A 14850-nucleotide genomic window follows, 5' to 3' on the forward strand; every position below is an offset into this window, starting at 1 on the left:
AGCCCCAAAGAATTATCGAAGACGTGCAGTAACACCGCCATCCAAAGGCATGACTACACCAGTAATCCAAGATGCCGAATCACTAGCCAAAAACAAGATCACTTCTGCGACATCCTTCGTTGTGCCATTTCGTCCGATGGGGTGAAAGGCATTAAAACTTGGTAGTACTTCTGCCACTTGTTCTTCACTCATAAATGTATTGTAAATCGGAGTTTCGACGACAGCGGGAGCCACTGCATTCACTCGAATGTGATCCCCAGCCAATTCCACAGCTAAATTTCTGGTCAGTGCGTGTCTTCCTGCCATGGCTGCTGAATATGCAGACGATGGCGTCGATTCAACCGCTTGAATCGCCCACATTGATCCGGTATTCACAATCGCTCCCCCGCCTCTTTTTTTCATTTCCGGAATCACAGCTTGCGAAGGATAAAACGTCCCTTTAACGATGGTATCCAGATATGATTGCAGATCATCCGCAGTGTGGTCCATGAAAGGGGTTGGATTGAATTTTCCTGTGTTATTCACCAGTATATCTACTCCACCAAACGCTTCTACAGCAGCTTGGACCAGTTTTTTCGACGTTTCTGGCAAACTAATATCACCTGATACAACAATCACTTTTTTACCGGATGGGTCAATTTCCAAAGCGGTCTTCTTTAATACATCCTCTCGACGGCCATTTATGACTACGTTCGCTCCTTCTTCATAAAAACGTTGTGCTGTAGTCTTTCCAATTCCTGTTCCTCCGCCAGTTACAATCACTGTTTTGTTTTCAAATTCCATTTTAACATCTCCTTATTTTTTACCTACTAGTTGGTAGTTAATTGACAAAAATATTGATTTTTCTACATCGTTTAAAAATAATCGGCAACATGTTTAGAGTTGTTACCGATTATCTGATTCGTTAATTCATAAGTTTAAGGATTTTTGCCTCGAGAACATCTCTTTGGTTAATCCCAATCATTGTATCCATCAGTTTACCATCTTGGAACAAAAGCAACGCCGGAATGCTTCTAATTCCAAAACGCGTGGCTAACTCCGTCTGTTCATCCACATTAATAGTAGCAATAGTCGCTTTTTCCTTCAGATCATCGGCCAATTGATGAATGATAGGAAGTTGAATTTGACAAGGACCACACCAAGGTGCCCAAAAATCAACCAGGGTTATTCCAGACTGAATTTGGTTGTTGAAAGTCTGATTAGTTAATGCAGTTGCACTCATAAGGATTCCCTCCAATATATATTCCAACCAATAAATTGTTCAATTGAATAATTGAATTATAAATTGAACAATAATTACTGTCAAGTAAAGACTCAAGTTCATTTTTTCTTGGCGAGCTTTTATTTGGCTTTGTTTTCAGCAGACATACTTAAAACTGCCCGAAACCGTGTTTTTGCTGCCATCATTTTTTCATACGCTTCGCTTGCCCGTTCTAAAGGAAAAACTTCAATTATAGGTCGGACATCAGTCAAGACGCTAAACCGGACCGCAGCTTCAATTTCTTTGGCTTTCCCAGTAAATGATCCCTTCACTGTATGGGGACCTTTCAAGAAATCCATAGCTGACAATTCTAAACGTTCTCTGGATCCAGCTACGATAATAAGCTCACCTTCTGTCGCTAGTCCATTAACCAAAGAAGATATCACTTCGGCGTTTGGCGCTGTGGCAAGAATGACTTTAGCTCCACCTAACGCTTTCAAAGCTTTAGCAGGATCCTCCTTTTCGGAATCGATGTAAAAATGTGCCCCGAGTTCTTTTGCTAGATTTTCTTTCTGCACTCCTCGGGATATAGCAACTGTCTGATATCCAGCTTTCTTGGCGTATTGCACAGCAAGATGGCCCAATCCACCAATGCCGGAAATGGCAACCAAGTCGCCTGGACGTGCAGAGCTGTTTCGCAGCGCACTAAATGTTGTTTCACCAGCACACATTAAAGGTGCTGCTTCTTCAGAAGAAACTTCATCGGGAATAAGAATCAGGGCTTCTTCAAAAGCGACCATATACTCCGCGTAACCACCATCCATAGTCAAGCCCGTTACATGATCGTCTCCACTATGATACCCCGTTCCTACACGTTGCCCGATCTCCCATTTTGTGAATTCATCTCCTAGTTGTTCAACTATTCCAATTACTTCATGACCGGGTATTCTTGGATACTCTGGGGCAGCTCCACTAATCGTGCTTGCGTCCCCACTACACACCCCGCATGCTTCAATCCGAAGAAGTACTTGCCCTTGGGCTGGAACAGGTATAGGGATTTCAACTAATTTCATCGGTTCACCTTTAGCAGGAACTTGAATTGCTTTCATATATTTCACCTCTTTATCCCCTGAGATTCAGTTTTCGAGCTTATTTTAGTATAAACAAGTACGTTTTATTATTCAATTAAAAAATTGAATAATAAAACACCAGGAAACATTACCGTTACATTGTTTACCGATAGGCTGCCTAATTGATTTCTTTCTCTACCGGGATACTAGTAAATCTTATTTAAGTGCTTTCAACTGTACAGGACAAGAACATTGTTCTTTTGATGCCAATCAATTTTTTATATATGCCTCACCGACTTTTGAAGTATCTTATATTCATCAGTTTGGTTACTCATGAGCATCATCGCCAGGTTTCCATGTAATAAATAATCCCTTTTAGGCTCAGATGTAGTTTTGGGTCGTCTTCTTCTAATTTAAAATCATTGAAGTTGTGTAGGAACTTCGTAATGATGGGAATCCGTATGATCTTCTGAAAAAATTTTTTTACCCCTGCTAAAACGTCCCTTTTGAGTTGAGGCAAATAAGTTTTCAGCATAAGCTCCATGTCTTTTTTTGTTACTGGCTTTGCTTCGGTATGGAAAGAAGTCTACAAGGTCTCGATTAAGAGAATTTTCGTTATAGATTATCAATAGTCGCCTCATCTGCATAGATGTTTATGAACTTCATAATTGGAACAAGCTTTTGTCCTTGACACGACACAAAAGCTTGTTCAATAAAACAAAAAAGCCGCTATGCAGCGACTTTTTTTGCTTCAACGTTCTTGTCCCTAGACATTTGTCCAGTTTCATGTGTTCCTATCGTTTTTCCCTAAAATTATATTTTTCAGGATGCATGTTCAAACTGGCTGTTATATAAATCGGCATAGAATCCGCCTTTACCCAGCAATTCCTCATGATTACCCGTTTCGATAATGTTACCGTCCTTCATGACCAGAATCAGATCGGCGTTCTTAATCGTTGAGAGACGGTGGGCAATCACAAAAGAGGTTTTCCCTACAGTAAGTCGGTCCATCGCTTGTTGAATCAGCAACTCCGTACGCGTATCGACCGAACTTGTGGCTTCGTCCAGTATAAGCATAGGCGCATCTTCAATCATGGCTCTTGCAATGGTAATCAATTGCTTTTGGCCAGCAGAGAGATTGGCTTTGTCGTCTAGTACTGTATCATAGCCCTGCGGCAGAGTTTTAAGGAAGTTGTGCAGACCCACTGCTCTACATGCGGCTTCTACCTGTTCATCGGTAACATGGTCTTGGGAAAAGACGATATTCTCACGAATCGTTCCTTCAAACAGCCATGTATCCTGCAGTACCATACAGAATAATTTATGAACATTCTCACGTGTTAATTGGCTGATCGGAGTTCCATCAATATAAATTTCCCCTCCGTTCAGCTCATAGAACCGCATGAGCAAATTCACGAGCGTCGTCTTACCAGCACCTGTCGGGCCAACAATGGCGACTTTCTGACCAGCTTCAGCTTTCATAGAGAAGTCTTTGATAATCATATGGTCTTCGTTATAACCGAAACGAACATGTTTGAATTCAACATCCCCTTTGGCGTTATCCAGCTTCATGGTCTTGTCACTTTCATCTTTCAATTCTTCTTCATCCAGAAATTCGAATACACGTTCACTGGCAGCAGCCGCCGATTGCAAATTGGTTGCAGCCTGCGCCAACTGTGACAAGGGCTGTGTAAATAGACGAATATACACCATAAAGGCCACAATAGTTCCGATCGTTATAACATGTTGGTTCACCAGCAAAGCGCCCACGATACAGACCGCTACATAACCGAAATTCCCGATGAACATCATAACCGGCATCATCAGGCCAGACATGAACTGGGATTTCCATGCATTTGTATACAAGCGGCCATTAATGCCATGGAACACTTCCTTGGCTGCTTTTTCTCCGTTATATACCTTGACTACGTTATGACCAGCATAGGTTTCTTCAATATGACCGTTGATCTGGCCAAGCTCCGCTTGCTGTGCTACAAAATATTTTTGTGAATGCTTCATAATTACGGTCATCAGTGAAAAACCAATCAGCGTAGCTACAATCCCGGTAATGGTCATGATCCAGTTCGTATACAGCATCATAATTAATGCACCCACAAAGGTTGCCAGTGCGCTGACAAGTGTGCCGAGACTGTTGTTTAACGTTTGTCCGATGGTATCGACATCGTTAGTCACACGGCTGAGCACATTACCATAGCTCGTAGCATCAAAATACTTCAAAGGCATATGATTGATTTTTTGGGACAATTCTGTCCGCATCTTCTTTGTAAGGCGCTGTGACACGGTTACCGTAATGAATCCTTGGAAATAATTAAAGATAAGGCCGAGACCATACAAAACTACCAGTACAAGAACAATCTTCTGAATAGCATTTATATCAATCCCTGTTACAATTCCTTCCTGGATCAGGTTAGCAATATCGCTGAGCTTATCCGGACCAATCACATTGAAGACGGAACCGGCCAGTGCCAGCACCATAGAGAGGATAATCATAGGCGCATAGGTCTTGATGTAGGATAAGAGCTGGCGTAAGTTTTTTCTAAAATCATTCGCTTTTTTACCAGTCCCCATCCCCTCCGTAGGACCTCTACCCATGGGACCTTGCTGTTTCATTTTGATATGCTTACTGCCGACGGTGTGTTCATTCTTGTCCATGTACGAGTTCCTCCTTCGAAAGCTGCGAATAAGCGATTTCTTGATAGGTGCTGCAATTCGCCATCAGCTCTTCATGTGTGCCGTTTCCTACAATCTCGCCCTGGTCGAGAACAATAATCCGGTCAGCGTCCTTAATGGTGCCTATGCGCTGAGCCACAATGAGTGTCGTAGCATGGCCGGTTTCTTGTTTAAGCGCAGAGCGCAGGACCCGGTCTGTTCTGTAGTCGAGTGCCGAGAAGGAATCATCGAAGATGTAAATCTCTGGCTGACGGTAGATGGCACGCGCAATGGACAGACGCTGCTTTTGACCACCTGACACGTTCGCTCCACCTTGTGAAATCCGTCCTTGATATTGACCGTCCATTTTTTCGACAAACTCCGTACCCTGGGCAATCTCCACAGCGGCTTTGACGAGTTTCTCCGAAACTTCTGCTCTGCCGTTATCGCCATACGAAACGTTGGAAGCCACTGTACCGCTGAAAAGCACGGCTCTCTGTGGGACATACCCGATTTTGTTATGGAGTGTCTGCTGCTTATAATTTCTGACATTCACGCCATCCACAAGTAACTCACCCTCAGTCACATCGTAGAAACGGGAAATCAGATTGATCACACTGGTTTGCCGCTGCCTGTTGCACCAATAAAGGCAACCGTCTCGCCCTGTTTTGCCGTAAAGCTAATGTTGCGAAGCACAGGCTCCTCGGCATCCGGATATTTGAAGCTGACATTACGAAATTCCACCTGACCCATAACGCCCTCTTCTCCAGCGGTCTCATGTCCGTCGATGATGCGAGATTCGGTATTCAATACCTCCATAATCCGTTTGGCAGAAATCGAAGCTCGAGGCATCAGGAAGAATATCATACTTACCATCATAAAGGCCATGACCACCTGCACCGCATATGAGGAGAATACGACCATATTAGAGAATAGCGTAATGCGGTCCGGCACGGCCGCTCCGTTAATCAGGTATGTGCCAATCCAATAGATCGAGACACTCAGACCCGACATAATAAAGGTCATCCCCGGACCAACCATTGCCATTAACCGGTTCGCAAACAGGTTTGTATTTGTCAATTCTGCATTGGCCTGTCCGAACTTCTCCTCCTGATACTGATCTGCATTATAAGCGCGCACCACCCGAAGCCCGGTCAGATGCTCACGTGTTACCCTGTTCAGATTATCGGTGAGACGTTGGATTTTTTGGAAACTCGGAAGAGCGAAAATAACAATGACACTCAGCATCAGGATCAGGACAGCCACAGCCACTCCTGTAGAGGCGGTCCACTGCCAGTTTTTATCCGCAATCTTTGCAATGGCCCACACGGCCAGAATCGGCGCCTTGATGATCACCTGCAGCCCCAGCGCAACCACCGTTTGAATTTGGGTAACATCGTTCGTGGAGCGGGTGATAAGGCTGGCTGTTGAAAAGCTGTTCATCTCTTCCATGGAAAAAGATAAGGCCTTGTCAAAGACCATCGCACGCAGACGCATGGCCAGCCCTGCCGCGACCTTTGCCGCAAAATAGCCGACAATAATAGATGCAATCATACTGCCGACAGCACATAACAGCATATAAATACCGGGAATCAGCAGTTCCGACATCGGCGTTCCTGCGGTTTGCAGCTTGGTTGTAATCTCGGCCATATAATCAGGCAGCTTCAAATCCAGCCACACCTGCACAACGATGAAGGCCAAGCTGCAAAGCACGAACATCCATTCATTTTTCTTGAGATATTTGAATATCTTCAGCATTCTGTTCTTCTCCTTTATCTGAAAATCTTAGGTGTTTGGTGCAATTAACGTATCCTGCATACGTCCTCTACATAGGAATTCAGCTTTTAGAGACAATAAGCTTGATCAGTCGGATAAACTCTTTGGCATCCTGTTCGTCCAGCTTTCGAAGAATTTTCTCGCTCCATGCGACTCCTTCGTTATACCTGTCCATCATAAATTGCTTGCCTGAATCCGTAATGAATACAATCACCTTACGTTTGTCGTTGGCATCCGTACGTCGTACAACCAACCCTTTCTTCTCCAAACTTTTCAGTGCCGTTGCGATCCGTCCCGTACTGACGGACAAGTATTCGCTCAAATGGCCCGAAGTAACCCCATCCTGATGACTCAAAGCGATGAGAATCCCCATTTCACCACGAGAGAAATGCGCTCGTTCCTCTAACACCGGTTTGCGCGATTTGACGATACACTCGAATAGTTCTGTTGCTGACGCTTTATAGTCCATTGGCAGTACCACCTTCTGCATTTATCTTATACTGTAAGATAATAATGATATCCGGACATAAAGTCAATTCGGGAAAATATGTAATGGTTGAAGTTTCATGACCACTCACGACCTGAATGCGAAGAGGAATACTTCATTGCAACTTGACACAAAAAACTGCACCTCCAAAGTTAGATCGCGTCTAAAAATTGGGGTGCAATTCACTCTGATGTTTATCATCTTCTGATGATCTAGATTAAAGTAAAGTAATCATCAACTTTCCTTATCCAGTGCTTTTCATACAAATCAGCAGCCACCATCCGCACTACATCTTCAACAAATCGAGGATTCTCGTACGCACGTTCTGTAACCTGTTTCTCATCAGGCCTTTTTAATACGGGATGAAGGCAACTGCTTGCATTGGATTCAGCGGCATCCAACAGATTTTCCTTCCAATCACTTGGCAATAATTCTCCAGGGTTGCCCTGTACCTGAATTCGTAGCATACCACGCTGATTATGTGCACTATATTCACTTATTTCTTTAGAACAAGGACATAACGTTGTGATTTCTGTTGATTCATCTGTTCGGCAATTCGCTGCGTCAGTCTAAGTAAATCTGTAATTTGGTCACTCAGTCCCTCATTGCGACTATACTGAAGCTGTTCTGCCAATCGGCTCATATTAATGCCTTTAAATTCCCGCTCCAGTGAGGTAGTCAGTCGAAAATTGCCAATGCTGGACACCTTTACAGGACTTTTTACCGAAATAACATCGATAGGATACTTCAAATTTTCGATGCCTACTTGCTGTAACTCAAACAGAAAATCATTTTTGCTATTTTGCAAATCTTGCATCTTTTCTTTGAGGACAGGTTTGTCTCCCTGTATTGGATCAACTGAACCGAATAGCCGAAGCCTTTCAGCCTTGTCAAGCAGTACAAATGAATGTGTCACACTCTTACTCATGTTATCCTGCTCCTTGTCAGACGCTTCCGTCGGCAACCGCACATTCGCTAAATCGTGCTCTGAACCAGTCCTCATCCAAATCTTTTCCAATTACAACGATGCGGCTTGTTCTGTCTTCATCCACATTCCATTCCCTGTCAGTATCCACCCCAAATATCATGTGAACTCCCTGAAATACGACCCTTTTATTTGTTTTCTGTACATTAAGAATTCCTTTGTATCGATACGTATCAGCTGAATGCTCCACCAACCAATCGTTTATAAACTTATTCACTTTATCTAGATCCAAAGGTCTCGTTTCAGTGAGAACAATGGAGAAAATATCGTCATCATGATGATGGTGATGATGTTCTTCCAGAAAATGTGGATCGACTTCGAGTTTGTGATCAAGATCAAATGTATTAACTCCAAGAATCTGATCCAAATCAATTAAGGATTGATGTGTATGCGTCAATCGGGCATGTGAGTTCATCTTTTTCAACCGGGATTCCAAACGAGCAATATCTTCCTTTTCGACAAGATCTATTTTGTTTAATAATATGACATCGGCAAAAGCGACTTGTTCCTTTGCCTCATGTCCGTTATCTAGATGATGTTCAGCATGTTTAGCGTCTACTACGGTTATAACAGCATCAATTTTGAAAAAGTTTGAAATCAGTGGCTCCGCAAGAAAAGTCTGAATGACCGGTCCCGGATCAGCCAAACCCGTAGTTTCAACAACAATCCGATCATATTCGACAGGTGTAGGAGTCTCTGCAAATTTGCAATGCAACAAACTTTTCATAATATCCACCAGATCACTTCGTACTGTGCAGCAGATGCAACCATTGTTCATTTCAATAATTTCTTCGCCAGATTCCACAATTAGTTCATTATCGATGCCCACTTCTCCAAATTCATTCACAATAACAGCGATTTTATAACCATGATCTGCCTTCAATATATGATTAAGCAGCGTCGTTTTACCAGCTCCTAAAAATCCCGTAATTATCGTTACCGGAATGCGTGGATCTTGTTCCGTTTCCATGTAAGTCCCCCCCCTTAAGGTCCTAATTCTAAACTGTACATTCCTTGCAAACTCCCAATCAGACTTTTCACATGTTTATTCCATCCTCAAACCCCTTCAATGTAGATTTTTTATACATCTTCTATGAAGCAGGCCATGAAAAATCCCCCCCACAGAGGTAGCAGTTGTCTGCTCGTGAACTGTGCGGCGAATGTTGCCCATTTCCTTATGCACGGTAGGTAATGCAACAAGACATGCGGTCAAAATAGCAATTGCTTCATCTTGGACTTCTGTTCTGTTCACCAACTCGACTTGGTAACACCAGGAATTTGTCCTTTATGAGCCAGTTCACGGAAAACAATCCGTGATACTTTAAACTTACGCAAATATCCTCTCGGGCGCCCCGTCAGTTCACAACGGTTTTTCAGTCTAGTAGGGGATGCATTACGTGGTAACTTCTGCAATGCTTCATAGTCCCCTCTTTCTTTCAGCTGACGGCGCAGCTCTGCATATTTGGCTACGGTCTCCTGACGTTTCTTCTCACGTACTACTTTTGATTTTTTGGCCATTGATTTTTCTAGCTCCTTTTAGTATTAGATTAAATGCATGTCAGATCGGACCGCTTCATAAATAAGCCCATACGTCCAATTGAAATCCGCCCTTCGACAAAAGTCGTAATATAACCCGGCAGCCGAATTGTTTCAATCGTGGTTGCGAGCATAAAGGATAACGGTGGAATCAAGGTCTCTTCACTATCAATGGAAGCAGGCTGAATCTGTTCCTCTGTCAGCGGAGATACGGTCATCCTTTTTTGCCTGATCAGCGTTCGCAGCGTGCGGTCAGATAAAATAACTTCATGCACTCCTTCTAGAATAAGTTTCACAGATCAAGATATAGGGTGTCATTTCTCATGAACCTTTTTTACATCGTTGTATTCACCCTGCATGATTGTAGGATGAATTATTTAAATAGTAATAATTACGATTAATAAAAAACTATAATCCTGTTTTGTCCACATGTCAATACAACATGTCGTTTATAAATCTACTTCCCACATTTGTTTCACACTAAACAATTATCGACGCCCAAGATTATTTACATAGCATATACATAAATACATATGAGAACCAATCAAAAATTAGCTCCATAATGACAATACCCAGTGAGTACCCAAATCAGCTAATAGGCGTCTGGCTATTTTTGAATTTTCTCTTTCTATACCTTCATGCGAGGATTATACTCCGACAGTGCATTTTCTATGTTTTCAAAATTAAGTGCTCGGTTCTCTATAATCGCTTTTCGTTTTGCTTTTAACACAATCTGCTCAATATCAGCAAAGCTGCATCCGGCAAGCAAATCTGCAGCCTGTCCAGCAAGGCTCTCCCCGATCAGCAGTTCAATGTATTGAATCCGATCCGCATGCGTTGGCAATGTATACGTCATTTTCGTGTCAAAACGGCGCCATATCGCTGTATCCAGTTCTTCCTCAAGGTTGGTGGCTGCGACAAAAACACTCTCTCCGCCGAACTCGTCTAGACATTGTAGCAGCGTGTTCACCACTCGTGCCATCTCTTTCACCTCATCATTTGAATCCCTCATACGCCCCAGAGCATCAAATTCATCAAGAAACAGAACACAAGGCGTCCCATTTGCATAGTCAAAGATCTTGCGCACATTGCTCGCTGTTTCCCCCAAATGACTATGGATAATCGCGTCAAGCCTCACTAATATAAGCGGCAGATCCAAGCGCTGCGCCAAATAAAAAGCCGTTAGTGTTTTTCCAGTTCCTGGTGGACCAAACATTACGATCTTGTTAGGCATGGGCACATCCTGCTCCTCAAACTTTTCTTTCATTCCCAAAATCGTAATAAACTCATCCACAATTGTCTGGTTTTTCTCGGCTAGTACGATTCGTTTGACCTTGCGGGCGCACTCCTTTGGTGTATATATGGTCGCCATATCAATGCCTTTGGCACGCGGGAGCCGCACAGCAGCATTGCTTTTGCTTTTATTGTTCACGGTCTTTACCTGCCTCTTTAAATAGTAATATTTACGATTAGAAGTGTATCAAAATCAGGTTATGATTTCCACCAAACAGCTCAAATAGTTTGCTGGCATGTTTATCCTTTCATTATCTAGAATGTTTTTTCTATTATTCAATAAAAAAAAACCCAGCCAAGTGACTAGGTACCATCTATTTCGTACTCATGGGAGAGTAAATTATAAGTGTGATGTACATCTCCAGAGAAGACCACTGCTTCTCTCTCCAGAAGTCCATAGACTTTGTCTTCACGCATTTATTTTCTCAAGTATGCTGGTATCTAAAATTATCTCGACACCAAACCTCAGGGAAATCGCCCTTCAAATAAGATCAAAACGGAATAATGGCCTTTTAACTTTGGACAAGAATACTGGCTTCATCAATGGTTTGTTTTACAATTGAAGCAGCAGGTTGGTCGTTGGCTAACCGAAGCCCCTGGCCAGCCCAAAGTGACATATACTCGGGGTTGTTTGCTTTTGCAGCCGCCTGACGAATGTCCCGGGTCATCGCGTTTTGAATAGGGTAAGCAGGGATTGTACCGGAGTACTGATGCATGTCAATCATAAATTTTGTTTGAATGCCTCTTGCAGCTTTGCCGGAGTAAGCACGTGTAATTTGAGTGGAGTCTTCATTTGTCGAGAGGATTTTCTGCTTGTACTTTTCGTGGGCACCGCTCTCAGGACAGGCTAAAAACGCAGTGCCCATCTGTACTGCAGAAGCTCCTAATAAAAGGCTTGCTGCAAGTCCCCGCCCATCCATGATTCCCCCCGCTGCGATGACCGGGATCGACACATGGTCAACGATCTGCGGAACAATAGCCATGGTGCCTATCAAAGCATCATGGGAGGCATCTTTCAGAAAGGTCCCTCTATGCCCGCCTGCTTCGCTCCCCTGAGCCACAATAGCATCTACACCCCCTGCTGCTTCCAATTGCTTGGCTTCATCAACGGTTGTTGCAGTTCCAATGACGAATATTCCATGCTGTTTCATGGTTTGAATCACGTTTGGAGATGGTATGCCAAACGTGAAACTAAATATGGGCACACGTTCCTCCAATAATACCTGTACCTGTTCCTCAAACGATTCTGCAGACTTCAAAATCAATGGATTTTGAGCAGTGCCAAGTTCGATACGATATTTATTGAGATAATCTGTCATCCGGTAGATAGCTTCTTCCAACTCTTCAGATTGCTCAGGCACAAACAAGTTTACTCCGAATGGCTGATCCGTTTGTTGCTTGATTTTTTGGATCTCGCTGCGGAGTTGTTCCGGCGTTAAGTATCCGCCTCCTAGATTGCCTAGCCCACCGGCGTTTGAAACTGCCACTACTAATTCAGACGTCGAAACGCCACCTGCCATCGGCGCTTGAAAAATCGGGTATCGAATTTTAAGAGTACGCGTCAATTCAGTCTCAAACACTTTTAAATCCTCCTTTTAGTTAAAAATTTGAAGATCTATTGGTAGTTCAACAAGCAACAAAGTGGCAAGAAGACGCGATAGGCTGCTCTCCTTATTTTCAACAATTTTTTATACATGTTGTCTAGGCAAAAATGAAGCACTATTGCCGATTAAATAATACTCGAGTTTCATTCAAAATCAACTATACAACTTATGTTGTTTACAATAAAGAGGTTGGTTAAAGAGGAGGCGCTTATGACCAGACGGACTATTGTCTTGGAGTAATATATCTTTCAAGTACCAAAATAAAAAACTGGCGCCGACGGAATATCGACACCAGTTTTTGCCGCACAGCTTTTCCCAATACAGTGGCTTGACTAAGGAAATGCTGAATGAGATTCAACCGATTGAATAAACGATGTTAGATTGATGCTTTTAGGCAAATTACTGATCAGTGCTATTCAATAGATTCAAGCTTCCATTGTTGATTATAATTGGATGTATACCGCCATTGCTGGATAGGAACTCCCTCTGCAGTTGATAGGCCTGTGACATCAGCTGGCTTATTGGAAATTACAGGAGTGATGCGATAGTAACCATCTCCTGTAGAGATAAAAGCAAATTTTTGTTGATCTTGGTCAGTACTAGCAGCCAGTTGGAATTTAGCGCCATGATCCAGAGAGCCATTTGTTACCTCGAGTGAACGTCCACTCTGCACATTCTTGATACTGTATTGACCGCCACCTAGATGCGTAACACTCCATTGCTGATTTTCTTTACCTGCATAGGTTGATTTAATTACATTTGCCCCTTCTATCGTATGATCGGCTTCCATGACCTTGCCGTCCAAACGCACGTTGAAACGATAAATACCATTAGAAACATTTCCATCAGGAATGCTTGCTTTATCTCCGCTGCCAGCAGGCCGGGTGTAGAGAAGAGTTCCGAAACCAAGTTGGTCAAACGTTGATGGATATTTTAAATTCGGACCACCTTCGGTACCTTCCAGAGCCATTCGGGCAGCAATATTGGGTGCAGATAGACCTTTTCGATTGACATAGTGGTTATAAATCATTGCCCAGATGGGCCGCATTTCATTACGACTGGCAGGCGATATTCCGGATTGACTATTTATCGCGCCGTTTCTACCTGATCCCCATTCATAAGTTGTAAATGGCACATCCTCGCCATTGTTGTACTTGGCAACATATTCAGCAGCACGCAGGAAACGATTGTCCGCCCATCCATAAAGGTCATCTCCCTGATTCCACGCCATTTCAGCAATTGTGGCCATTAAACCAATACCTAATTGAGTATGCGCTTGGTCCCTTCCAGACTCTTGCCATTGGGCAAGACCATCAGGATGAAGGAATGGGATCGCATTATAAATGGACCCGTTTCCTGCACCATTTTTAAAATATTCAACACCGATATCATAAATATCCCGGCGATCACAGAATATTCCGATTGCAATGGTGGCAGCCATATTGCTTAGATCCCAGTTCGCCCAGTAATTCTGTATATATGAATCATTATGACTATTCCCATATTCATTGCCAATAAGGAATCTCTCGTTCAATGGTTTGTAAAATACGGTAAGAAGCATGTTCTGCATTTGTTCCACATTAAACCCCGGATAATCTCTCATAAGTTCTGCTGCATTAGCCAACTCATATCCATAAATTCCCGCCGCTAAGTAGCGATCAGCATTGCCGGAAATCGTTTTAAGATTAGAGGACCAGGCATTCAAAATATCACGAGCTGTATCTCCATTTGCGGTGTCTCCTGTAATTTTCCAACGAAGTGCATTCTGATAAGCACGAGCTATATCATTGTAAAACACAGCTACATTTTGCCCACTTCCTCCCCTGATAATGGTAGAAGTAGCGCGTGGTTTCCATCCAGCCTGTGAAAGTGGACTGGACAGCAATTGATTCCAACCATCCAAATACGGTTGTCTGCCTTCATTAATCATTTGCTTAATTCGGTCAAAATCTTCTTTCGTATGTAATAGGCCAGGATGAGCAAATCCAGTGGATGCTGCAGCTTTAGGCAATGTTTTCTCAGTGAATTCAAACGTACTTATTACTAGGCAAAAAATAATGGATACTAATAGTATTCTTTTCAACATTTACATTCCCCTTATATTAGTGTGTTTAAAATAAATCCTCCGCTATTTTATCCTCGATCCCTCCTTTATGTAATTCTCCTTTGAGTTGGTATATATACCTGTTTTTTCTGCGCTATTATGTTTATCGGCACTTCAATGTTTG

At 42.9% G+C, this 14850-nt stretch carries 11 protein-coding genes and 2 pseudogenes; all 13 read right to left on the reverse strand.

Annotated features, from left to right (window positions below; translation table 11 throughout):
- Positions 1-12 precede the first annotated feature (12 nt).
- The 13 genes and pseudogenes from KSP24_RS22890 to KSP24_RS22950 all read right to left on the reverse strand — a co-directional run bounded on the left by KSP24_RS22890 (position 13) and on the right by KSP24_RS22950 (position 14708).
- Positions 13-783, reverse strand: a complete 771-nt coding sequence (locus KSP24_RS22890) for an SDR family NAD(P)-dependent oxidoreductase (protein ID WP_013371198.1) — start codon at positions 781-783, stop codon at positions 13-15.
- 121 nt (positions 784-904) lie between these two features.
- The gene (trxA, locus tag KSP24_RS22895; protein ID WP_013371197.1) at positions 905-1222 is read right to left on the reverse strand and encodes a thioredoxin; all 318 of its coding nucleotides are present in this window, start codon (positions 1220-1222) and stop codon (positions 905-907) included.
- Between the two features lie 119 nt (positions 1223-1341).
- The gene (locus KSP24_RS22900) at positions 1342-2310 is read right to left on the reverse strand and encodes a zinc-binding dehydrogenase (protein ID WP_254207955.1); all 969 of its coding nucleotides are present in this window, start codon (positions 2308-2310) and stop codon (positions 1342-1344) included.
- 783 nt (positions 2311-3093) lie between these two features.
- On the reverse strand, positions 3094-4944 hold the full coding sequence (locus KSP24_RS22905) for an ABC transporter ATP-binding protein (protein ID WP_216976847.1): 1851 nt from the start codon (positions 4942-4944) through the stop codon (positions 3094-3096).
- Positions 4931-6699: pseudogene (locus KSP24_RS22910) on the reverse strand (ABC transporter ATP-binding protein). Before KSP24_RS22910 ends, KSP24_RS22905 begins: the two are co-directional and overlap by 14 nt.
- Before the next feature lie 79 nt (positions 6700-6778).
- Positions 6779-7186 (reverse strand): MarR family winged helix-turn-helix transcriptional regulator, encoded by a 408-nt coding sequence (locus KSP24_RS22915; RefSeq protein ID WP_013371190.1) that lies wholly within the window; start codon positions 7184-7186, stop codon positions 6779-6781.
- A gap of 230 nt (positions 7187-7416) precedes the next feature.
- Positions 7417-8207 (reverse strand): annotated as a pseudogene (locus KSP24_RS22920) (GTP cyclohydrolase, FolE2/MptA family).
- Positions 8149-9159 (reverse strand): CobW family GTP-binding protein, encoded by a 1011-nt coding sequence (locus KSP24_RS22925; protein WP_216976849.1) that lies wholly within the window; start codon positions 9157-9159, stop codon positions 8149-8151. Before KSP24_RS22925 ends, KSP24_RS22920 begins: the two are co-directional and overlap by 59 nt.
- A 278-nt stretch (positions 9160-9437) precedes the next feature.
- Entirely contained in the window at positions 9438-9707 is a 270-nt protein-coding gene (gene rpsN / locus KSP24_RS22930; RefSeq protein ID WP_025678316.1) for a 30S ribosomal protein S14, read from the reverse strand.
- Between the two features lie 29 nt (positions 9708-9736).
- Positions 9737-10000 (reverse strand): dCTP deaminase domain-containing protein, encoded by a 264-nt coding sequence (locus tag KSP24_RS22935; RefSeq protein WP_025678317.1) that lies wholly within the window; start codon positions 9998-10000, stop codon positions 9737-9739.
- Positions 10001-10353: 353 nt separating this feature from the next.
- On the reverse strand, positions 10354-11157 hold the full coding sequence (locus tag KSP24_RS22940; protein ID WP_040101337.1) for an AAA family ATPase: 804 nt from the start codon (positions 11155-11157) through the stop codon (positions 10354-10356).
- Between the two features lie 373 nt (positions 11158-11530).
- Positions 11531-12598 (reverse strand): NAD(P)H-dependent flavin oxidoreductase, encoded by a 1068-nt coding sequence (locus KSP24_RS22945; RefSeq protein WP_216976851.1) that lies wholly within the window; start codon positions 12596-12598, stop codon positions 11531-11533.
- A gap of 436 nt (positions 12599-13034) precedes the next feature.
- The gene (locus KSP24_RS22950; protein ID WP_216976852.1) at positions 13035-14708 is read right to left on the reverse strand and encodes an RICIN domain-containing protein; all 1674 of its coding nucleotides are present in this window, start codon (positions 14706-14708) and stop codon (positions 13035-13037) included.
- Positions 14709-14850 lie beyond the last annotated feature (142 nt).

This window comes from Paenibacillus sp. AK121, from assembly GCF_019042715.1.
Classification (GTDB): Bacteria; Bacillota; Bacilli; order Paenibacillales; family Paenibacillaceae; genus Paenibacillus; species Paenibacillus polymyxa_C.

What these genes read in the sequence shown, in the direction of transcription:
- KSP24_RS22925 (WP_216976849.1), bottom strand. Translation starts at nt 9,159, where the DNA reads ATGGAAACGGAACAAGATCCACGCATTCCGGTAACGATAATTACGGGA.
- KSP24_RS22950 (WP_216976852.1), bottom strand. Translation starts at nt 14,708, where the DNA reads ATGTTGAAAAGAATACTATTAGTATCCATTATTTTTTGCCTAGTAATA.
- trxA (WP_013371197.1), bottom strand. Translation starts at nt 1,222, where the DNA reads ATGAGTGCAACTGCATTAACTAATCAGACTTTCAACAACCAAATTCAG.
- KSP24_RS22900 (WP_254207955.1), bottom strand. Translation starts at nt 2,310, where the DNA reads ATGAAAGCAATTCAAGTTCCTGCTAAAGGTGAACCGATGAAATTAGTT.
- KSP24_RS22915 (WP_013371190.1), bottom strand. Translation starts at nt 7,186, where the DNA reads ATGGACTATAAAGCGTCAGCAACAGAACTATTCGAGTGTATCGTCAAA.
- rpsN (WP_025678316.1), bottom strand. Translation starts at nt 9,707, where the DNA reads ATGGCCAAAAAATCAAAAGTAGTACGTGAGAAGAAACGTCAGGAGACC.
- KSP24_RS22905 (WP_216976847.1), bottom strand. Translation starts at nt 4,944, where the DNA reads ATGGACAAGAATGAACACACCGTCGGCAGTAAGCATATCAAAATGAAA.
- KSP24_RS22890 (WP_013371198.1), bottom strand. Translation starts at nt 783, where the DNA reads ATGGAATTTGAAAACAAAACAGTGATTGTAACTGGCGGAGGAACAGGA.